Source organism: Reinekea blandensis MED297 (assembly GCF_000153185.1).
GTDB classification, from domain to species: Bacteria; Pseudomonadota; Gammaproteobacteria; order Pseudomonadales; family Natronospirillaceae; genus Reinekea; species Reinekea blandensis.
The window spans coordinates 599,500-619,726 of the sequence record NZ_CH724152.1; the positions used below are offsets into that span (position 1 = coordinate 599,500).

Genomic DNA, 20,227 nt, shown 5'->3' on the forward strand with positions numbered 1-20,227 from the left:
CTTCGGGCTCTAATCCGTTATTCGTCCGCATCCGGTGTCGGCAGCACGATGGTTGAGTAGTGGTGACTGTAATCGCCAACGATCGGTTGCGTATTGTCGTCACCGGCCAGTTCGCCAATGATGTAGGTGTCTTGCTTGGCAATACCCGCACGTTCGTAAGCCTCGATGTCGGTATCGGCATTGCCATATACCCGAATCAGATTCAGTCCGCCATCGATCAGCCAGTTCAGGTAATCGGTTTTGTACTGCGCCGTGTCTTTTTTCGTAAAGAGTTCGCCATCCGGGTTGCTGTGGATGTGCCACAACGGCAGAGACCGGTGAGTCATCCATTCGCGGGTGTCTTTCATCAACCAGTAAGGGCGTGCGGTCAGGTAGGTAATGCAATACCCTTTGTCGGCGTAGGCGCGGACGGTTTCAGGCGCAAAGGCATGGGCACGTGCCGTGCGAATGCCGAGGTAGTCTTTGACCGCTTCAAAGTCGTTTAAGGTGAGCGTTCCATCGATATCAAACAGAACCGCTTTGGTGCCCGGTGCAACAACGGTCAGAAATCCCTGAGCTTCGGTTTTATCGCCTTCGACAATCATCCGAACCTGATAGTGGCCGACCGGTCGGTTACCAAGCGCTGCATAGATCTTGCCATCGGAATCGGTACGATACTCACCTAAGTATTCCCAGTCGGTCATGCCGGTGCCGTAGAGGAAGACATGCACGTCTTCATCTTCAAGGTCCTTATGGAAGGTGAGATCGTAGTCGAACTTACCGGCCATGATGGCAAACTCGCCTTCGCCAACCAAAACATCGTGCACCATGTGGTAGGGCTCATACCAGGCCGACAACCACGCATTGCCCCAGTGGTTAAATCCCTGATCATCGGTGATGGGGACCGCCGGAGGTTGATTGGCGGCCGTTGAATCCGGACAGGACGCGGCAAATGCCGGTGCGACATGCGAGGTCAACACAAGCATCAGGATGGTTAGGGTCGTTCGGACAGTCATGAGGGTCAGTCTCCTTAGTGGGTAAAACAGCGATCACTGACCCTAGAGTTGTGTTGTGACGTTCACATGACCCTTCGATGACAAGCGCGATGGTTTAGAGCGAGTTAACAGAAAGTGCCTGTTACGATGGCTCATCGGATTGGCGTTATTATCCGGTGAGCCATTGATCGCACGAAACGATCAGTGAGAGGTTGGCGTCAAAGGTTGGGGGTGCGGACACGACAGATAGTCCGGCCGACGCTTCAACCCGCTGTATGGTGCTTGCACTTCGTTTTCGATGCTGTTGTACACAAACATCAGAATTTCCCGGGACCACGGCGACAGATTGTCCGGCGAGCCGTGCAGCAGATTGCAATCGTGAATCACCAGCGTTCCGGGCTTGCCGTAAATACCGGTAATGCCCTGTTCTTTCACCAGTGAGTCGATACTATCGGGGCGCGGTACGCCCGCAATCTGTTTGCGCAACGAACGTTTGTGGTTGTCGACTTCGGTGGTGCCTTCACAGGAAACGTATTTTTTATGAGAGCCGGGCACCACATAGAGGGGACCATTGTGTTCGTTGTTTTCCGTGAGCATGATCCAGGCGGTCACGGCGCGCATTCGCGGCATGCCGTCTTCCACGTGCCAGGTTTCAAAGTCGGAATGCCATGGGAAAGATTTACCCTTATAGGCCGGCTTGATGTTTAACCGGGATTGCATCAGATAAGCCTGCGATCCGAGTAGCTGTTGCACCGGCTCCAGAATTTTCGGCGACCGTGACAGTTGATCAATGTCGTTGCTGAAATTATGTAAGGCAAAGATGCTGCGCAGATCGTCGCTGTCCGGCTCCAGCACCAACTCTTCGCGGCCACGGAGAGCTTGCTTCAAGCGCAGCGCTTCCGCATTAATGTCGTCAACATGGTCGGTCATGTAATCCGGGATGATCAGATACCCGTTGTCGTTAAAAAACTCCAGATCCTGTTGCGACAATGCATGAGGAGAATCGGGGATGTGTGTGTCATACACGACCGGGTCCTGCCGATCCATGATGGTTTCGTTTTTCCCTACTCTGGATGGGTAAATATCCTGAGCAGTTGTCATGATGTTGTCCTCCCATTCGTTGTTAGTCCAGTTCGCTGCACGATACGCCGAACAGTCTGCCAGCCGGGTTTGAACCCTTCGCTTGAAAAGCGACATTCATCGTCAGCGCTATCGGTTGTGTTGATTCGACATCCGAGTCGGCTTGCGGTCACTGAGCTGACCGTCATGAATCGTTGTCTGTTGTGTGCTGAGAGGATCGGGGCCTGACCGTTTTTTTTTTCAACGTGTCGGGCGCTTTTACTGAGCTGCGTTTTTAGGTTCGCGATGCTTCAGTCTCCCGCCCCCCGGTTTGGCGTTCGCCATTGACTGATGGTTTGCCCGAATGACCTGTGCTGATTGACAGATGTTGATAGTCCGGGAAACCGTGCCGACTTATGGTCGGATGCCTACAGAGTAGGGATGTTTGTGTGACTTTCAACCCATCAACGCGTTACGCATTAAAATCGCATTACCTATTGACCTAAACTTAAGTTTAGGTTTTAGCATTCCGTCATTGTCCTTGATCAGAGAATGAAAACCGTCATGACCCTGTTGAAAAAACCACGCGTGCATCGCTACCTCGCTGGTCGCGCAACCGATATGCTCAGCGCCAGCCTGTTTACCCTGGCGCTGAGCTGGAAAATGTTGGAAGGTGGCGTCAGCGGAACCGTGGTGGCGCTGCTGGCACTTGTCTGTACGGTATCCAGTACGTTGCTTACCCCGTTTGCATCTACCTGGATGGATCGTTATTCACGTCGGCAGATTCTGGTTCAGGTTAAACTGGTATCGACCGCGTCGGCGGTCAGTCTGATTCTTCTGCCAGAATCGCATACGTTGACCATTCCGGCGATGATGGTGGTCCAGTGGGTTTATTGGGTTTGTAATGACCTTTCCTGGACCTGCGGCAATGCGTTTGTTCAGGAGAATTATCGGGCCGACGAGTATGCGCCACTGAGCTCACTACAGGAAATGATCCTACAGGGGTTCACCCTGTTGTCCGGTGCTCTCGGGTTGTGGTTTCTGAGCGTTTGGCGGTTGGACCAGTTTGCCTGGTTTGCGGTGATCACTGGGTCGGTGTCGGCGTTGCTTTATCAACTCACACCCTATCGTATGCAACCGCGCGATCTTAACCAGGAAAGCTTTGCGCAGTCGTTACGGTCGACCGCCGATATTTTCCGGGCCCGTCGGGAGTTCTTTTTGTTCGTGGCGTTGAGTTGCCTGTCCTACCCGATGCTGACTTATCTGGCCAAACTGGTGCCCGTTTATCTGTCTGAAGGCAGCTATGGCGGAGGTTGGTTGGCGTCGTGGAACCTCGGCTATGGCCTGGGCGCATTATTGTGTGGCGCAGGCATTGCCGTGTTATTACGCCGGTTTAATTTAAAAACTTTAATGCAATCGACTCTGTTGGGGCTTTCGGTGCTACTGTTTGTCATGGGAGCTGTGTTGCGACCGGAAACGCTGGTTGTGGGTGCACTGCTGATTGGGTTGTTGAATCCGATTGCGCGTATTGCACGGGCCAACCTGCTGCACCATGAAGTGCCTGTGGCCCAGCGAGGCCGAATTGAAGGGGGCCTGAAAATCTTTTCGACGGTACTGCAGAGTATCAGCTATCTGTTGATTGCGGGTTTGGCCGCCATCGATCGCATTGAATGGGGCTTTACCCTGTTTGCCGGCGTGTTGATGGCGTTTTATCTGGCGATGGTATGGGTCCGCTGGCGTATGTCATCAGACTCTACAGCAAACGCATTGCTTTAGCGTTTTAATGGTCAGAAATTGACAGCTTTCAACAACCGGGGGATGATGCCGGAAAGGAAAATCACCCCGATGTATTATACGATTGGAGTCAATGATGGACGATATAACCTACCCTATTTCCGGCGCTTGCCAATGTGGCGGTGTGACCTACGAGCTACTTGGGCCGCCGTCAATGGTCGTGGCCTGTCATTGCCGAGAGTGCCAGAAACTGTCAACCAGTGCCTTCAGTATTACCGCCATGGTGAGTGCTGAAAGTGTCAGATTTCGTGGCCTGATGAAGGATTGGAGTCGCGTTGCTGACAGTGGCAATGTCAGTGCTGCCAAGTTTTGTCCGACCTGCGGAAATCGGATTTACCATTACGATCCGAATGAGCCTGATAAGTTGAAGCTGAAACCCAGTAACCTGTCGGATACCCGCTTGATTCAGCCAACAGCGCATGTTTGGGTGAGTGAGAAACAGGATTGGTTTCAGCTTCCAGCCGGGGTCAAAACATTTGAGCGGCAACCCTAGTTTAATAGAGAGTTTGGAATAATGGCAATGGAAACGGATTTAGGCTTTACCTACAAAACAAAAAATGGCGAAGTCACCATTTATCATCATGGCAGAAAAGCAACGACGCTGCGTGGTATGAAGGCGGCGGAGTTCATCGAAGATGCGGAGTTGGAAGACAGCGACTCAATGCAACAGCTCATGGCTCGGCTGACCGGAAATTATAAACACGGTAACGAGCGAACGGCGAAGAACCACCCTCGAAACCGACGATAAAGGCACTTTAGCGGTCAAAACGTTAAGCCGCTCTTTCTCATCGGGCGAGAGTTGACCTGTTCACAAAGCTCTGTTTTTCCGTTCAGGCCTAACTGTGGTTTGCCTTCAGTCGTAATGCTTGCTAACCCTATCAAGGCCTTAAAAAAGTAAGAGCGAGCCTGCTCGCGAACGAAACAGGTAACTGGCTTTGCCAGCAGGCTGGCCCTAACATCAATAGCGAAAAAACGGTGTCATATCGGTTGTTTACTCGTTTTTTTTAGCCAATCCAAGATGACGCGTATTGTTTCCTCCGGCTCTTCCTGTGGTATCCAGTGACCGCAATCGAGACTGACTTCTTCGATGTTCGGTACAAAATCGCGAATAATCTCAAGCTTGGGAATCACATCCCGGTCACCATAAATCATCATCGCCGGATGATGAATCACCGGGTCAACCTCGCCAAGAATTTCCCAGTTTCGATCGAGGTTCCGGTACCAGTTGATGCTGGGTGTGAAACCGTTTTTCTTAAAGGCATCGCTGAATACTTTCAGGTCTTCGTCGTTTAAAATCGGATCGCCCAGTGCAATCTCAGAGCGGGCCAGATTCATCATCATCTGTCCGGGTTGAGGTGGCATCTCAGGCAGATTTTTCCGGAACAGGTTTGTTAAGAACTGCTCAGTGTTGGCGTTGAGCACGGCATCGGCCACACCCGGTTGTCGGCAAAAGTGCACCATGTAGTAATCGCTCCCCAGTATGGCTTCAAGGAACTCAGTCCACGGTTGGTCTCCGCGTATCTGATAGGGCAGGGCCAGGTTGATCAGGCGGTCAATCCGGCTAGGGTGCAGAAGAGCGAGACTCCACACGACGTTCGCACCCCAGTCATGTCCGACGAAAGTTGCTTTGCTGTAACCAAAGTGGTCGAGAAGGGCGACGAGATCGCCGGTCAAATAATGAATGTCGTAGTCGTTGACCGCCTCCGGTGCCGTTGAGTGACCGTAGCCGCGTTGGTTCGGAACAATGACATGATAACCGGCCTCGGCAAAGGCATGAATCTGATGCCGCCAGGTGTAGGCATGTTCCGGCCAGCCATGACACAAAACCAGTGGGTTGCCCCTGTGTTCTCGCCCGGCTTCAAAGACTTCCAGTTGAATACCATTGACGTCTATCAGTGTGGGGGTTGGAAAGGGTGGTAAAGCTGACATCGTTGCTCCTCAGCGTTTGCTTGTGGGGTGAGCCAGCGGTATCGTTCATTGAGCCGAACTCGACACTGGCGTTTGTCACACACCAAGGTAAAGCTAAATATGCCATTAACTGGCACATTAAATCTGAGCGCGTTGAACTGCATCCGTATGGATGGGGCTCGATAAAGAGATCAAGCTGTCGAGCGGCAGCGGTCAGATCGATTGAAAGTAAGGTTCGTAACGTTCGTGAAACTGAGGCTTGGGTTTCAGGCGAAAGGTTTTTTCTAACACCTGAGCTTTTCGGATGCGGTCGATGCGAAACAGCCGGTCAGCTTCACGTAGATGATCATAAGAAAGGATGTACCAGGTGGGCCAGTTCAGCACAATGTAGTGCGGCTCGATCACCCGGCTTGTGCGCTCACCTGATTGCGATTCATAGTCAATCTCGACAAGCTGTTGCTTTAAAAATGCTTCAGAGATTTTTGCTGTTGCCTGGCGTGGTTTCAGTAATGGGTCGTCGTCGGCTGAAGGGTTGACCTTATCGCCAATGAAAATCCGTTTGCGAATACCGGAGACCGATTTCCGTTGGTTTTCGGGGAACGCCTGAAAGAGTTTCTGGCGGATGGCCTTCAAGTGACTGGTTAAAAGTGGCGACTGCAGTCTTTCCATAATGGACAGGGCCAGTACCAACTCAATAACTTCCTGATGAGACAGATGTAAGCGTTCAATGCCCCAATGTCCATTTAAGCGAATACCTCCGCCTCGCCCCCGGTCGGAATCGATCGGGTAGCCCATGGATTTCAGCTCAGCCAGCTCGCGCATCAGAGTTCGCTGGCTTACCTCAAGTTGTTCGCGCAAGTCCGCGGTGGTCCAGTAGCCTTCAGACCGCAAAAGGGCGAGCAAGCGTTGGCGTCGGTCTAAACGTTGTGAGAAGTTCGTGTTTGACATTGCATTAATGTGCCAGTAGTTGACATATTTTAAAATAGACTAAGAATGAGCAGGTTTTCAAGCAACAATCGCTCAGCGTGACCGAATGCGGCTCAAACATCGCGATAACACAGTGAACCCAATCATGAAGACCCCAACGCCAGATGAAACCCAATCCTTCGCATCGACCAGCGAGTTACAACAGTGGTTCCAGAATAACCACTTCCAGACGACCGAACTTTGGGTAAAGATCTATAAAAAAGCCTCCGGCATCGACAGCGTGACCTGGGACGACCTCGTCGAGGAATGCCTGTGCTGGGGTTGGATTGACGGCTTGAAAAAGTCGCTCGATGACGTGTCTTACCTGCAACGAGTGACACCGCGAAAGCCCAAAAGCCTCTGGTCAAAACGGAATCGCCACTTGGTAGAGGCGATGATTGCCAATGGTCGTATGCAGGATGCGGGCCTGAGCGAAGTGATCGCGGCCAAAGCCGATGGTCGCTGGGAGCAAGCTTATCGGGTCAGCGAAAACACAGTGCCAGACGATTTCCTCGCGGCGTTAGCAAAGCGGCCTGAGGCAAAGCGGACCTTTGACCGGATGACCAAATCGGGCCGATTGGTGATTGCGCATGGGCTCGGCAATGCGAAGCGGGAAGACACCCGAGCCAGAAGGTTTGCGAAATATATAGATTTGCTGAACCGAGGAGAAAAGCCAGACCGCGTCTGAATGCTCGCCACTTGTTTAGACTCCGTCGTTGCGTCTGCCTGATGGCTTACCGGATGGCTTGAGCTTTGGAGTGGATGCCATCGATTAAAAATCTGATAACCCGGTTCCAATAAATTGTTTCATTTTTTTTGAAAAACCGGGAAATTGAAGTGGGTCGAAACTCTCTGTAAAGACCGGAAGAATAACGCATCAAACAAGGGCCGTTGGTGTTGTTCGTTACCTGATCGCGCAATACTTATCTGACGCTGAGGATTAAAGCCGTTCCCGGCTAAGCCGCAAACGAGTCTGTGCTCTGATTCCTGATAATCGCACTCATACACCAACCGGCGTTCTCTCGTCATTGCCGCCTGGATAGCGGTTGATCGGTTCGGTTGAGAACAGAGTAAAGGGTATGACCGTTTGCTGGGTTGAAACGCGTTAAAACAAGAATTCGAGGAATCACAGTATGCGACATACCTATCTCAGCCGTCCGCTCGGTTCGGCACTGTTATTACTTTCATTAGTCATACCGTTTAAAGCCTTAGCACTGGAGTGTGAATACATCGTCCTCAATAACTGGGGCAGTGGCTTCACGGCGGAAGTTGTGTTGACCAACAGCACCGAGGCGGCGGTCACCGATTGGGAAGTGGTTTGGCAGTATCAGGGTTCGACAACCATTTCACACATCTGGAATGCCGAATTGCTGTCAGAGAGTCCGATCCGGGCCTCGCACGCCGGCTGGAACGCAACCATTGCACCCGGCAGCTCGACGTCTTTTGGGTTTCAGGCAACCGGTTCTGATTCGGATGGCGTGATTACCCAGTGTGGACTTTCCGATGATGGGTCTGGCGGAGATGATGGCTCCGGCGGAGACGACAACGGTGGCGGTCACGATGGCGGTGACGGTGATGCCCTAAGTTCGGTCGAGCTGACCCAGCAGATGGGTGTCGGCTGGAACGCCGGCAACAGTCTGGATGCCATCGGCGGCGAAACGGCCTGGGGCAATCCATTATTGACGCAGGAACTCTTTGATGCCGTCAAAGATGCGGGATTCGATAACGTTCGTTTGCCCGTGGCCTGGAGTCAGTTTTCCGATGCCGAAAACTTTGTGATCAAAGAAAGTTGGTTGGCGCGTGTCGAAGAAGTCGTCAATTATGCGCTCGACGCGGATCTGTATGTGATGATTAATATTCACTGGGATGAAGGTTGGATGCAGCCTACTTATGATCAACAGGCCTATGTGAATAATCGTCTGAGCATTATGTGGGAGCAGATTGCAACACACTTTAAAGACTATGATGACCGGTTACTGTTCGCCGGAACCAACGAAGTGATGGTCGAAGGTGACTATGGTACCCCCACCTACGAGTACTACACGGTGCAAAACGGATTTAACCAAACCTTTGTGGACACCGTTCGTCAGACCGGTGGTAATAATGATGACCGATTCCTGATCGTTCAGGGCTTTAATACCAACATCGATCATGCGGTTAATTTCGCGCAGATGCCGACCGATACTGTCGATGATCGATTGTTGATGGAAGTGCATTACTACGACCCATACAACTTTACGCTGAATGGTGACAGCAATATAACTCAGTGGGGCGCCATAGCGACGGATCCGGATAAATCGGAAACCTGGGCCAATGAAACCTACGTAGACGCGCAGTTCCAGAAGATGAAGTCGCGGTTTATTGATGAGGGTATCGGCGTCATCCTTGGTGAATATGGTGTGATCTCGCGCCCCTCCGTGCCGGACCACGAAACCTATCGTGTTTACTGGAATCAATACATCACTGAATCGGCGCTTGCACACGGTCTGGTACCGGTCTATTGGGACAATGGCTACAGCGCCGAGCACGGCCTGGCCATTTTCGATCGCCACACCACGCAGCCTCTGTACCCGGCGATCATTGAAGCCATCACCGGTGCAGTAGAGTGAGCTAGATTCGCGAGGCACTTCTGAGCACAGCGCCTCAGAGGTGCCTTCTGCGGGTTCCCGGGGTTGTTTAACCGCTCTCTGTCCCCATCGTTATAGACTGTTGTTTTTTGCTGTTAATTCATGAGGTTTCTATGACGCCGGTTGTTGAATGCGCCAAAGCTCACCGTTCGATCCGAAAATTTACCGATCAGCCCATCACACCTGACCAGCTCGATGCGATTCTGCAATCCGGGATTGCCGCGTCGTCGTCCAGCCTGTTGCAGGCAGTATCGGTGATTCGAGTCACCGATCCTGAGAAACGGACGCGCTTGGCGCAACTGGCTGGGAATCAGCAGTATGTGGCAACGGCGGCAGAATTTTTGGTATTCATTATCGACTATCAGCGTCACAAAACCCTCAACCCAGAAGTTCAAACCGGGTTCACTGAACTGACCATTATCGGCGCGGTGGATGCGGGCATCATGGCGCAGAACTGCATGCTGGCGGCGGAGTCTTTGGGTCTGGGTGGTGTGTATATCGGCGGATTGCGAAACAACCCGGACGGCGTCGACGATGTACTTGAACTGCCTGAAGGCACGGCCGTCCTGTTTGGCATGTGCCTGGGGCATCCGGATCAGAATCCGGAACTGAAACCGCGCTTGCCACAGCAGGTGTTGGTGCATCAGGATCGATACCAGCCACTCGATACCGACGCGGTCGCGCGTTACGACGACGTCACCCGCGCTTATTACGCGGCGCGTTCAGGCAACAACAAAGACAGCGGCTGGTCGGAACAGATCACCACGAAGCTGGCCGGGGAATCCCGACCGCATATGAAACTTTACCTCAACCGCAAAGGTCTGGCGCTGAAGTAGACCTCTCACGAGTGGACCATGCGGGGAGTTCGGTTGCTCATGGCCTCAGTGACGTTGAGCTGTGTGACTTAACTTCCCGTATGGTCCGCTATTGCTTCAGACTGCTGAAAAACTCGGCTTTCTGGGCCGCTTCCCGCGCCATCAGTGGTTCCAGATAGCCGGCAACGTCGGCAAACTCAATCAAGCCAGCCCCAATCGCCAGGCGCAGGCTGTAAGCCAGCGTGATGTCGGCCAGAGTAAAGCGGTCTGCGACGATAAACCCTTGCTTCGGCATCTGCTCCAACGTAATTCTCAGTTTGAACTGCAACGTGCGTTCATGCAGGGCTTTGTATTCCGGCGGCATGATGCCTTCCGAGGCCAACGTGGTTTCCACCAGACGGTTTTCCAGGGTATCGCTGCAGATCGCCATCCACTTCAGATAATCCGCCCGGGCAGGCTCCTCTGGCGCGACGACGAGCTTGCGTTCCGGGTAGGCTTCCGCGAGTAACGTGCAGATGGCCGTCGACTCGATCAGCGTCTGGTCTCGCCATTGCACGGTCGGGATGGCGGCAAAGGGGTTCAGATCCCGGTACGGGAACTGGCGATGTTCCCCGAGCTTGACCCGGGCTTCGGTAATCTCCAGCCCCAGTTCATTAGCCAGCCAGCGCACCTTGCCGGAACGGTCATTGGTACCAAAGCTGTGAAGGGTGATGGTTTCAGACATGGGCTCTCTCCTTGCTTTTTGTTTTTCCCCAACATTACCCGGTACGCAGGATTTTCGCCATCGCTTTGCCCTTGGCCAGTTCATCAATGAGTTTGTCGAGGTAACGGATTTTCTGCATTAACGGGTCTTCGACGTCTTCGACCCGAATGCCGCAGACCACGCCTTTGATTAATGTCGCGTTCGGGTTCAACACCGGCGCCTCATCAAAGAACGTTCGGAAGTCTGTTTCCTGTTCGAGCACCCGTTGCATGGCGTCGATGTCATAACCGGTCAGCCATTCGATGATCTGATCGACCTCGGCCTGTGTGCGTTGCTTGCGCTCGGCCTTGGCCACATAGGCGGAATAAACCTTGGCAATGGGCATCGAGAATATTTTATGTTCGCTCATGCTAACTCCGGTCGTGAGGTAAAGGGTGCATTAAAAAGCCTGGTTTGGTCTGAGGTAACGAGTCGGCGAGGTAGTCCATCAACAGCCGTATGCGCCGGTTGTGAACCACATCGCGGTGGCAGCACAGGTAGACGGGCAGGTCAGGTAGCTTAACGCCGACATCGATCTCGATCAGCCCCAGGCTTTCTGCCAGTTCTTTATGCGTGCCGACAATACCACCATCCTGGGCTGCCAGAGCAATGTGTAATGGCATGTAGTCGGTGCGCAGAAAAAAGTCTTCATTGCGGACCGTCCAACCCAGTTGTGCGGCACCGAGTTCAAACTGTTTATCCCGGTCGTAACCCATAATTCGGTGCTCCAACAGAGCTTCCGGCGTGGTTGGGGTGCCAAAGCGGTCGAGATAGCCTTGGCTGGCATAGAACCCGAGTGGGATGTCATAGAGGTGGCGGGCAATCAGATCGAGTTGGGTCGGCGGAAACATCCGCACGGCGATGTCGGCGTCTCGTTTGTCCAGACTGGACGCACGATTGGTGACTTCAATTTCAACCGACAGCTGTGGGTTGGCGTCCATGAAGGCTGGCAGGATATTGGGCAGGTAATACTGGGCAATCATTTCGTTGACCGACAAGCGAACCCGTCCGCTCAGCGCCTGGTCCTGTCCGGATGCCCGCCGCTCCAAAGCCTGCGCCGTCTGCTCCATCTGCTGACAGCCTTCCATTAGGGAAGCGCCAAAAGCCGTTAACGTTAAACCGCGGGTACTGCGGTCGAAAAGATTCTGCCCCAAGCGCGCTTCCAGCGATTGCAGGTGACGCGAGAGGGTGGGTTGAGACACACCCAGCGCGTCGGCGGCCTGATTAAGACTGCCGGTGCGCGCGATGACAGTAAAGAAATGCCATTGTTGCCAATCAGTGTTATTCATAAGTGAATATCTAATGCCATTTTATGTCGATTCTATATTTTAATTTGAATAATAGAATGGTCCTGACTGACTCAGATGACAAGGACATTTTTTATGAAAACGGCACTGATTATTGGCATTAACGGCAATTTTGGCCGACACATGGCGTCTGCGTTAAGGGCGCAGGGGTGGCAGATTCGCGCCCTGATGCGCACACCGTCTAAGGCACCAGACTGGCTTGACGTCCAATCCATTATCGCAGGTGATGCGCGTGACGCATCGTCGGTGGAGCGAGCGGCCGAAGGGGTTGATCTGCTGGTGTATGCCGCCAATCCGCCATATCACCGTTGGCACCAGGACGCGATGGCGATGTTGGAACCTGCCGTTCAGGCGGCGGAAACACGCAAGTTGCAGCTTCTGTTCCCGGGCAATGTGTATGCCTATGCGCCGCAGACCAACCCGATTGACGAAGGCACCACGGTGAACCCACCAACGGATAAAGGTGCGATTCGCGTGCAGATGGAAGCACGCCTGCAGCAAGCCGCGTCACGCGGGGCACGGGTGCTGATACTCCGGGCCGGTGATTTTATCGGGCCCGATACCGAATGGACCTGGTTGGATCTGACCGCCAAAGTGGGCGCGCGTGCAGTTCAGATGCGCTTTCCGCATAACGAGGAACATCACCACTATTGGTCGTATCTTCCGGATCTGTGCGCCAATGCGGCTTTGTTGTTGAAGGAACCCTTGGGTGATTTTGAGGTGTTTCACGATCCGGGACTGAGTCTGACCCGGGCCGACTGGCGACAAGCCTTTGCTGAACGGCAGATTTCCGTTCGGGAATCGTCGTTTCCATGGTGGGGGTTGTGGCTGGCACGACTGGCCAGCCCGCTGATGCGAGAAGTCTGGAAGATGCGCTATCTTTGGCAGCAACCGGTGCTGATGGATGGCCGTCGTTTAATCACCACGCTGGGTGATCGCCGACAACAAACCCGGTTAGCCGACGTAATCGATCAGTGCGGTCTGCGACCGAACGTGGTTGTTTCGGTCGCGTCCGAAACTCATTAAACCAGACTGTTAAGATAGTCCTGACTTTGACGATGCTGGCGGATCAGATCCGCCAGTGTCTGCCCCTCTTTGTTGGTCGCGTTAAGATTGCGGCCTTCGCGTTTGAACAGTTCCACAAACTGCGCAAACGTTGTTTCATTCATCCGCGTATAAGCCCGGTAAAGGCAATGAAAGTCGCGGTCTGTGCCATCGTATGTGTTAAAATCCAGATATTCGCGAAGTTTTTCTTCGCTCCACTGTTCGCCTTCGACCCGCTGTTTATCTCGTTTCATATTCCTGACGTTTGCCTTAATGATAAAGTGCCGAATGATAACGGCCTTATGCTAGGCGGTGAAATAAACAGATGGCATAGTAGGCGGTGCTTTGTGCATAAGTCACCGTGGACAACTGTTCAACGGGTTCAGGCTTGGTTCAGGTCGATCCGTTATTAAGGTTTAACGATAAACGTCTGTCGAATGAAAGACAGCGACAGTAAAGAGGGTGTTCCACACTGAAGTTCTGCATGAGTAGCTATTTGAAACAACTGATCGCATTGGTGTGGATGCTTGGCTCGGTAATGGTGTTGGCTGAAGAACTGCCTTCGGCGAGTCGTTGGGATTTGAGCCTGAAACCTTACAAGTACGATCTCCAGGGCGATCTGGTTCGGGCCATCGACGACTATCGGACGGCGGTGAATCAGACCGGCATCCAACCGAGCCGGGATCGTCAGTTACGCGCCGAAACGGATCGTCTGCGACAGTTATTAGATAGTCGGGGCTATTATCAGGCACAGATTACCCCGGCATTTGATGATGATCGGGACAAACCCCGATATCGCATTGTGTTGGGCAATCGTTTTCGCATTGCCGCCATCGAGTTGCAGGGTGAACCCTTACCGGAAGATGACCGGTGGCAGTCTCTTGAGGTTGGCGACCCGCTCAGCGCGGCACAGGTTTTAGCCCAGCAGGCTCGCTTGCGTGCTCGCCTGTTGGCGCAGAACTGCTTTTACCAATTAGACGTTCGTCACGAAGTCGTGCTTAACGACGACACTCAAAGTGCCGACATCACCTTTTTAATCTCAGCGTCCATGCCGTCGACCTTTGGTGACGTGGAGTTTGAAGGGGCCGACAGTGTAAACGATGAGTTTCTTTCCCGGGTCACCGGTCTGCGAAAAGATCGCTGCTATCAGCGCGCCGACATTGACTCCGCCGTCATCAGTCTGTTCGACACCGGGCTTTTTCAGCAGGTGCGTCCAACCTTTGCGCGAGACTCACAAGGTCGGGTCCCGGTGACCTTTAATCTGGTGACCCGTAAAAGCCGCACCGTTAATGCGTCATTGGGCTGGAAAAGCGAGCAGGGCTTCGGCGTTGGTGCTGGTTGGCAGCATCGCAATCTGTTCTCCCGTGCCCAGTCGTTGTCTTTGCAAAGTCAGGTACAGGCCGAAGAGCAGTCTTTGTCAGCCCAGATTGTGATTCCGAGCTTTTTTGATCGCCGTAACCGGCTTACCTGGCGGAATGAACTGCAACATCAATCGGCGGTGGCACCGGAGTATGTGCGTTATCAGAGTACGGCAACGCTGGAGCGCAAAGCGTCGAATGACGACTATTTTGAGTACGGCATCGGGTACGATCAGGTGCATCAGGTCACCGACGACGGTTGGGAACTGTATCAGCAGTTGCGATTTCCAGCCCGCTATCGATTTGATTCGGTGACTGACCCGTTTAATCCGACGGATGGGTGGCGCTGGTCGGCACGGGTGGAACCCGTTTTTGATATTCGCCGTGATTTCTCTCCGTTCTTTAACGTGGGCACCGGTATTCAACTGTTTTTGTCGCTGGACGATTCACTGACTCTGGCATCGCGTGCACGCACCGATGCGCTGGTCATCGGCGGGGCTCTGGATTCAACACTGGCCAATGTACCGGCCAGCGAGCTGTTTAATGCCGGTGGTTCGAGCTCGATTCGTGGGTATCCCTATCAGAGTATTCGCTCCGGGCGTTTTGACAGTGACGGCGTCGAACTTGGGGGTGTCACCCGGACGCTGCTGATTAATGAACTCCGCCTGCAGTTCAACGAAAGCTGGGGCGCGGTTGCCTTTTTCGACGCGGGCCAGGTTGGGCCAACCATCGACCTGACTGGGGGTAATGAATGGTTCCGTGGTTATGGCGGCGGTATCCGCTACTACACCCGGTTTGCGCCGATTCGCCTGGACGTTGCTTTCCCGCTCGACGCTCGGGAGAGTGACGATCGGTTTCAGATTTACGTCAGTCTTGGGCAGGCATTCTGATGGCGATTCATCTTCGTACCGTCGCCCGTCATACCTGGATTACCATCCTTCGGGTAACCCTGATGTTGTTGATCCTGTTGGCGATTGCTGTTGCTGTGTTGGTTGGCACCGAAGGTGGGCGAATCACTTTGCTTCAGCAGGGGGTGAAGATTACGCAACTGGTGGCCGGTCAGGGCGTAACGGCCACAGGCATCCGATCGCCGTCGCTGGGTGATTGGCGGGTGGGCGAGTTGACCTGGCAGGATCGTGTGAACGGGCACCAGGTTCAGGTTCAGGATCTCCGTCTCAGCTGGCAGTGGTTTTACGCCTTGCAGAATCGTTGGTGGCTCGAAAACCTGCAGGCCAAGCGAGTGACGGTAGCGATTGGCGAGGGGTCCGAGTCCGCGGCTGACTCGGGTAATGGTTTGGCGGCTCTATACGATTTGTGGCCGCGTATTCCGGCGATCCGTATCGAACGTCTGCATGTCGATTCCCTGAGGGTGGAACGTCCGCGCTATTCCACACTGGAGGCGCAAGTCGATGCTCAGGGTGAAATCAACTGGGGCGCTCTGCCGCTGCGGTTGTTGTTATCGATGGAGCATGCCGACACTGGAAACAGCTACGCTCTGCAGGTATCGGCGGACGCCATTGATCGGGTCCGTCTGCAGGGCGCGTTGAACGCACAACCGGATACCGTCTGGTCTCAGTGGTTACTGTGGGATCTTTCAGAAGCCGCGCGTGCCAGCTGGAACATAAACATCGATTACAGCGAAGCCGGTCAGTTAACCGTGGACATCGATGACTGGAAGGTGCCCTGGCAGAACGATCTTCTGGCCGGGCAGGGGCAGGTGCGTTACGACATCGATTCGCGCCAGTTGAACTTTAATCCACTGGCATTCCGCCTTAATGGTAAACCCGCTGAACTGAGTGGTTGGATACAACCGGAGGCTTCTGAACTGTCTGTGCAGGTATCGCAGTGGCCGCTGGCACCCTTCTCTCAGGTGGCGGGTCTGAACGATGATTTGCAGGGCCGGTTGTCGATCTCGGCCCAATGGCTGGGCGGTTGGCGCGAACCGCGGCTGGACGGTGAGTTCAGTGCGACCGGCCAGTGGCGGGAATACCCGTTTTCATTGTTAATGAGCAGTCTGGCGGAGCGCTCTGCACTGCGGATTGCGGACGGCGAGCTGGCACTGGCCGAGAACCGGCTGAATCTTAACGGGGTGGTGGATTGGATAACCGACGAAGTAGACCTGGTGGTCGACGGTCAGCTCACGACGGACACCCTGATCCGGGAACTGTTGCCGCCCGCACTCGCTGAGTTGTCGGCACAGGGTTCGGTGAATGCGACGATTCAGGGGCCGGTTGCGGACCCCAATGTGGATTTTAACGCGCGTGTAAACGGCCAATGGCAATCCGACCCGGTTGATGCGGTGGTCAGCGGGCAGTGGCGGCGGCCGAATCTGATCATTGATGATGCCATGGTCTACTCGTCGTTGCTGCAGGCGGACGGTAACCTGCAGTGGCAAACGGCCGAGCAAAGCCTGACCAGCGAGTGGCAGGTTTCCGAGTGGCGTACGGAACTGCTGGATCGTCTGAACATTCGTTTCCCGGTGGTTTTTGAGGGGAGCGGGAACGGCGACCTTCAGGTCAACCTGAATGAAGGCGATCTGCAAATGGCCGGCGCGGTGAATGTGCAGGGGCGTTGGCAGGACTGGCCCCTCAACGCTGATGTTAACATTGCTGAACTGACCGCTCAGGGATTGTCGTTGGGCGATTCCCGTGTGTCTCTTGGCGAGCGGTCAACGACCGTGAGCGGGGACATTCGCTGGTCTGAACAGCGCCTGGCGCTGGCGTTTGATCATCAGGATTGGCCTCTGTCGACGCTGCCTCCGTGGTTTGGCTTTTGGCCAGACATTCTGTCGACGTTGGAGGGCGATTGGACCGGTCAGACCCGACTGGATGGACTCTGGACCCGACCGCAGATCCGTTCGGACAGTACGCTGGTCGGTCAGTGGTTCGGCGACCCGCTGTCACTCACCTTAGAGACCGACCCGCAAACGTCTGAGTTATGGGCCGTCCCGGAGCTGTCATTGACCTGGCTGGATGCGCAATGGCAATACTCAGGCGACTTCCGTCCCTGGCAGTTGGAAATGGACGGTCAGGCGCAGGTTGAGGGTTTGCATGCTCGTCATTTACCGGCGCTGTCCGAACGCTTTACCGGGCAGCCGCGCGGTCTGCCGGAACGGATGGACGTGTCGCTTGATGCCGATATGGCCATACGCGGTCGCATCGTGTCGCCGAACCTGTCAGGACAGGCTGCAGTTTATGGTGCGCTCGATGGTGAACCTTTTGAGCTGGAGGCCGATATTGGCTACGTCGATGTCAGTTACATCGACATCGATCAGGCAACCGGGACCTGGTCCGACGGTCAATGGTCACTGGACGGATTGGTTGACTGGCGACTGGGGCAAGCGGCGTTATTGGTCGAAACCGAGTCTCCGGATGTCGATTACCTCATTCCCTGGTTGCAACTTGCGCTGGAAAATCACCCGGCATTTCAGTGGCTGACCGGATGGCAGGGGTCGCTGAATGGCCAGATAATGATTGATAACCGGACTCAGGATTGGCTGATCAATGGCGATCTGAGCAGTGAGGGTGTGCTGAAAGGTGACGACTATACCCTGCAATGGCAGGGTCAGGGGCGTTTGCGCCAGGCACTGGACCACGAGTTCTCGGCAACCTGGGCGGATGCGGAGGCAACGGCTTCTCTGAGCAGTACGGCGCAGGCGATTGAAGGTGACATCAATCTGCAACGATTGGATTACGAGCAGCTCTCGACGTTTTTGCCGGTGGTGCCGGACTGGTTAGCCGGGGTTGTGAATGGCGACTTTACCATTCGCGGACCCTGGGGACGGCCAGACATCCGCGCTCGACTCTCCAGTACCGGGCAAATGACGCTTAACGCACCTCACGCCTTTACGGCACACGCTGAATTGTCCGCTCAGGACGGGGAATGGGCGATTGGCCAGGGGGTGTTGGAGTTCCCCGGCGTACTGGAAATGACATTGGACGGTTCGGGTGTCGGCACCGAGGGCCAGCTGGCGTTTGAAGGCTTGTTGCCGGAAACCCGATACGTCACTCAATCGGATGAGATCGGCTCTGGCGAGGCGTTTTTCCGGTTGAATGCCCAGGGTGATCTGTTACGGCCGTCATTGGACGGGGAAGTGGAGTGGCGCGCCGAGAACCAGCCCATCGCCCTGACGTCCCAGTTGCAGACGGAGGATGATCATTACCAGTTAAGTAGTGTGTTCTATGCCGATGGTCTGACCCGGATTAAAACCAATCTGCAAGTGCCCGTTCAGGCCTTGAACGAGTGGGCCGAGCAATGGACGCAGACCCCATTGGATCTGACGGTTGCCTTGAACACCCCTTTGAGCGTTCTCGACCCCTTTATTGAAGATCAGCCGGACCTGCGGATTGACGGTGATATCCAAGGTGAACTGACCCTTAGCGGAACACTGCAGGCACCGCAATGGCGAGGTCAGTTGGATTGGATTAACGGTCAGTTTGAACACGCCGGCTTTGGTAGCCTGGTGGATGATATTCAGTTGTCGCTGACCGGTGAACAGACCCTTTGGACCGTGCAGGCGCAGGCGACCGATGGCGATGATGGGCAGGTGTCTATCGACGGCGATATCCGATTCGTTCCCGGCGACACCCTCTTTGGTCACGAACTGTCGGTTGATCTGTCGTTCGCCGACGCAGCTCTGCTCAATCAGGCGCAAATGGATGCGGCGGTCGATGGTCAAATTCAGGCGACCGGTTCTTATCGGAATCTGTTATTGGCCGGCGAACTGCAGCTGGACCCGCTGAACATTCAGTCCGACACCTTCCTATGGGAAGGGGCGCCGCAATTGAACATCGTGCAAGCGCAACAAGATGAAACCCCTCAGATAGCTGAGCGTCCCGGCTACTGGCCGGAAGGCGAATGGGATCTGGATCTGGTCGTCGCCAATCGCGCCAGCCTCTATGGTCAGGGCATCAGTGCCGAGCTGGCCGGCGCTCTGAGCGTGACGGACAGTCTGTACGAGCCGGTATTGGCCGGTCGGTTTGAACTGGTCCGCGGCAGCTATACCGGTCTCGGACGGGTGTTCCAGCTCACCTCTGGGTCGGTCCAGATTCAGAACAGCCAGGTTGTGTTGGACATTCGTGGTGAACATCAGACACAGATTCAACTCGACGGGCAGTTGCGGCCCACGTTGATCAACCTTCGGATATCCGGCACGCAAGACGCTCTGAGTCTGACGCTGACGTCCGATTCCGGCCTCGAACAGGATGAACTGCTCGCCCAGTTGTTGTTTGGCAAGATTGTTTCGGAACTGGATGTTTTCCAGGCCATTCAGTTAGCTAATGTGGTCAACAAACTGCGTACCGGCAACAGCGGGTTTGATCTGATTGGCGCCACGCGTGACAGCTTTGATCTGGACTCGCTGGTGTTCGATACCGAGTCCGATGAGCAGGGGAATCTGCAGTTTAACGTCAGTGCCGGTAAGTATCTGACGAACTTCCTCTATCTCGAAGTGGAGCAGAATGTCGGTACAGAACAGGAGTTCCGGGGCAGTATTCAGTATCAGGTTACGCCGAACACCAATCTGGAACTCTACACTCAGGGAGAGGGTGGTGATTTGAACGACAACGGTATTGAGTTGAACTGGTCTTGGGATTATTAGTGAAACTGCCATCGACTTGCCGGCCGTGATTCGC

General features: G+C 54.3%; 17 protein-coding genes. 9 read left to right on the top strand and 8 right to left on the bottom strand.

Translation table 11 applies throughout. The annotated features are described in order from the left end of the window. Window positions 1-17: 17 nt before the first annotated feature. On the bottom strand, window positions 18-995 hold the full coding sequence (locus MED297_RS14365) for a lipin/Ned1/Smp2 family protein (protein ID WP_008046144.1): 978 nt from the start codon (window positions 993-995) through the stop codon (window positions 18-20). A gap of 180 nt (window positions 996-1,175) precedes the next feature. Further along, on the bottom strand, window positions 1,176-2,075 hold the full coding sequence (locus MED297_RS14370; protein ID WP_040557261.1) for a phytanoyl-CoA dioxygenase family protein: 900 nt from the start codon (window positions 2,073-2,075) through the stop codon (window positions 1,176-1,178). A gap of 522 nt (window positions 2,076-2,597) precedes the next feature. On the opposite strand from MED297_RS14370, the gene MED297_RS14375 reads away from it, so the two are divergent. The 3 genes from MED297_RS14375 (at window position 2,598) to MED297_RS14385 (ending at window position 4,575) form a co-directional block, all read left to right on the top strand. Continuing rightward, window positions 2,598-3,809 carry an MFS transporter gene (locus MED297_RS14375; RefSeq protein WP_040557263.1) on the top strand — a complete coding sequence of 404 codons (1,212 nt, stop codon included), beginning with the start codon at window positions 2,598-2,600 and terminating at the stop codon, window positions 3,807-3,809. 94 nt (window positions 3,810-3,903) lie between these two features. Continuing rightward, on the top strand, window positions 3,904-4,320 hold the full coding sequence (locus tag MED297_RS14380) for a GFA family protein (RefSeq protein WP_040557429.1): 417 nt from the start codon (window positions 3,904-3,906) through the stop codon (window positions 4,318-4,320). Window positions 4,321-4,347: 27 nt separating this feature from the next. Further along, a complete protein-coding gene (locus tag MED297_RS14385) occupies window positions 4,348-4,575 on the top strand; it encodes a hypothetical protein (protein ID WP_008046149.1) in 228 nt (75 codons plus the stop codon). 230 nt (window positions 4,576-4,805) lie between these two features. Here MED297_RS14385 and MED297_RS14390 read toward each other — a convergent pair whose 3' ends face one another. Together MED297_RS14390 and MED297_RS14395 are read right to left on the bottom strand one after the other, a co-directional pair. Further along, window positions 4,806-5,756, bottom strand: a complete 951-nt coding sequence (locus MED297_RS14390) for an alpha/beta fold hydrolase (RefSeq protein WP_008046150.1) — start codon at window positions 5,754-5,756, stop codon at window positions 4,806-4,808. Between the two features lie 192 nt (window positions 5,757-5,948). Then, the gene (locus MED297_RS14395; protein ID WP_008046153.1) at window positions 5,949-6,683 is read right to left on the bottom strand and encodes a helix-turn-helix transcriptional regulator; all 735 of its coding nucleotides are present in this window, start codon (window positions 6,681-6,683) and stop codon (window positions 5,949-5,951) included. 124 nt (window positions 6,684-6,807) lie between these two features. Here MED297_RS14395 and MED297_RS14400 point away from each other — a divergent pair, with 124 nt between their 5' ends. The 3 genes from MED297_RS14400 (at window position 6,808) to nfsA (ending at window position 10,164) form a co-directional block, all read left to right on the top strand. Further along, the gene (locus tag MED297_RS14400) at window positions 6,808-7,389 is read left to right on the top strand and encodes a YdeI/OmpD-associated family protein (RefSeq protein ID WP_040557266.1); all 582 of its coding nucleotides are present in this window, start codon (window positions 6,808-6,810) and stop codon (window positions 7,387-7,389) included. 445 nt (window positions 7,390-7,834) lie between these two features. Next, window positions 7,835-9,310: a cellulase family glycosylhydrolase gene (locus MED297_RS14405; RefSeq protein WP_008046156.1), complete on the top strand. Its 1,476-nt coding sequence runs from the start codon at window positions 7,835-7,837 to the stop codon at window positions 9,308-9,310. A 131-nt stretch (window positions 9,311-9,441) separates the two neighbouring features. Then, entirely contained in the window at window positions 9,442-10,164 is a 723-nt protein-coding gene (gene nfsA / locus MED297_RS14410; RefSeq protein WP_008046158.1) for an oxygen-insensitive NADPH nitroreductase, read from the top strand. Between the two features lie 88 nt (window positions 10,165-10,252). On the opposite strand, the gene MED297_RS14415 is transcribed toward nfsA, so the two are convergent. From MED297_RS14415 to MED297_RS14425, 3 genes are read right to left on the bottom strand one after another with little or no spacing between them, the layout of a single operon-like run. Next, on the bottom strand, window positions 10,253-10,867 hold the full coding sequence (locus tag MED297_RS14415; protein WP_008046160.1) for a glutathione S-transferase family protein: 615 nt from the start codon (window positions 10,865-10,867) through the stop codon (window positions 10,253-10,255). A 34-nt stretch (window positions 10,868-10,901) separates the two neighbouring features. Then, window positions 10,902-11,255 (bottom strand): DUF2200 domain-containing protein, encoded by a 354-nt coding sequence (locus MED297_RS14420; protein WP_040557267.1) that lies wholly within the window; start codon window positions 11,253-11,255, stop codon window positions 10,902-10,904. A 1-nt stretch (window position 11,256) separates the two neighbouring features. Beyond that, window positions 11,257-12,174, bottom strand: coding sequence for a LysR family transcriptional regulator (locus MED297_RS14425; RefSeq protein WP_008046164.1), 918 nt, complete (start codon window positions 12,172-12,174; stop codon window positions 11,257-11,259). A 93-nt stretch (window positions 12,175-12,267) separates the two neighbouring features. On the opposite strand from MED297_RS14425, the gene MED297_RS14430 reads away from it, so the two are divergent. Then, window positions 12,268-13,218 carry an SDR family oxidoreductase gene (locus MED297_RS14430; protein WP_008046165.1) on the top strand — a complete coding sequence of 317 codons (951 nt, stop codon included), beginning with the start codon at window positions 12,268-12,270 and terminating at the stop codon, window positions 13,216-13,218. On the opposite strand, the gene MED297_RS14435 is transcribed toward MED297_RS14430, so the two are convergent. Continuing rightward, complete coding sequence (locus MED297_RS14435) at window positions 13,215-13,490, bottom strand: PA4642 family protein (RefSeq protein WP_008046166.1); 276 nt, start codon at window positions 13,488-13,490, stop codon at window positions 13,215-13,217. The genes MED297_RS14430 and MED297_RS14435 overlap by 4 nt on opposite strands. A gap of 230 nt (window positions 13,491-13,720) precedes the next feature. Here MED297_RS14435 and MED297_RS14440 point away from each other — a divergent pair, with 230 nt between their 5' ends. Together MED297_RS14440 and MED297_RS14445 are read left to right on the top strand one after the other, a co-directional pair. Then, on the top strand, window positions 13,721-15,484 hold the full coding sequence (locus tag MED297_RS14440; RefSeq protein WP_008046167.1) for an autotransporter assembly complex protein TamA: 1,764 nt from the start codon (window positions 13,721-13,723) through the stop codon (window positions 15,482-15,484). Further along, the gene (locus tag MED297_RS14445; RefSeq protein WP_008046169.1) at window positions 15,484-20,193 is read left to right on the top strand and encodes a translocation/assembly module TamB domain-containing protein; all 4,710 of its coding nucleotides are present in this window, start codon (window positions 15,484-15,486) and stop codon (window positions 20,191-20,193) included. The genes MED297_RS14440 and MED297_RS14445 overlap by 1 nt, the downstream gene beginning before the upstream one ends. The last annotated feature ends 34 nt before the right edge of the window (window positions 20,194-20,227 follow it).

What these genes read in the sequence shown, in the direction of transcription:
- nfsA (WP_008046158.1), top strand. Translation starts at nt 9,442, where the DNA reads ATGACGCCGGTTGTTGAATGCGCCAAAGCTCACCGTTCGATCCGAAAA.
- MED297_RS14390 (WP_008046150.1), bottom strand. Translation starts at nt 5,756, where the DNA reads ATGTCAGCTTTACCACCCTTTCCAACCCCCACACTGATAGACGTCAAT.
- MED297_RS14415 (WP_008046160.1), bottom strand. Translation starts at nt 10,867, where the DNA reads ATGTCTGAAACCATCACCCTTCACAGCTTTGGTACCAATGACCGTTCC.
- MED297_RS14380 (WP_040557429.1), top strand. Translation starts at nt 3,904, where the DNA reads ATGGACGATATAACCTACCCTATTTCCGGCGCTTGCCAATGTGGCGGT.
- MED297_RS14400 (WP_040557266.1), top strand. Translation starts at nt 6,808, where the DNA reads ATGAAGACCCCAACGCCAGATGAAACCCAATCCTTCGCATCGACCAGC.
- MED297_RS14420 (WP_040557267.1), bottom strand. Translation starts at nt 11,255, where the DNA reads ATGAGCGAACATAAAATATTCTCGATGCCCATTGCCAAGGTTTATTCC.
- MED297_RS14430 (WP_008046165.1), top strand. Translation starts at nt 12,268, where the DNA reads ATGAAAACGGCACTGATTATTGGCATTAACGGCAATTTTGGCCGACAC.
- MED297_RS14425 (WP_008046164.1), bottom strand. Translation starts at nt 12,174, where the DNA reads ATGAATAACACTGATTGGCAACAATGGCATTTCTTTACTGTCATCGCG.
- MED297_RS14440 (WP_008046167.1), top strand. Translation starts at nt 13,721, where the DNA reads ATGAGTAGCTATTTGAAACAACTGATCGCATTGGTGTGGATGCTTGGC.
- MED297_RS14385 (WP_008046149.1), top strand. Translation starts at nt 4,348, where the DNA reads ATGGAAACGGATTTAGGCTTTACCTACAAAACAAAAAATGGCGAAGTC.
- MED297_RS14375 (WP_040557263.1), top strand. Translation starts at nt 2,598, where the DNA reads ATGACCCTGTTGAAAAAACCACGCGTGCATCGCTACCTCGCTGGTCGC.
- MED297_RS14405 (WP_008046156.1), top strand. Translation starts at nt 7,835, where the DNA reads ATGCGACATACCTATCTCAGCCGTCCGCTCGGTTCGGCACTGTTATTA.
- MED297_RS14365 (WP_008046144.1), bottom strand. Translation starts at nt 995, where the DNA reads ATGACTGTCCGAACGACCCTAACCATCCTGATGCTTGTGTTGACCTCG.
- MED297_RS14370 (WP_040557261.1), bottom strand. Translation starts at nt 2,075, where the DNA reads ATGACAACTGCTCAGGATATTTACCCATCCAGAGTAGGGAAAAACGAA.
- MED297_RS14435 (WP_008046166.1), bottom strand. Translation starts at nt 13,490, where the DNA reads ATGAAACGAGATAAACAGCGGGTCGAAGGCGAACAGTGGAGCGAAGAA.
- MED297_RS14445 (WP_008046169.1), top strand. Translation starts at nt 15,484, where the DNA reads ATGGCGATTCATCTTCGTACCGTCGCCCGTCATACCTGGATTACCATC.
- MED297_RS14395 (WP_008046153.1), bottom strand. Translation starts at nt 6,683, where the DNA reads ATGTCAAACACGAACTTCTCACAACGTTTAGACCGACGCCAACGCTTG.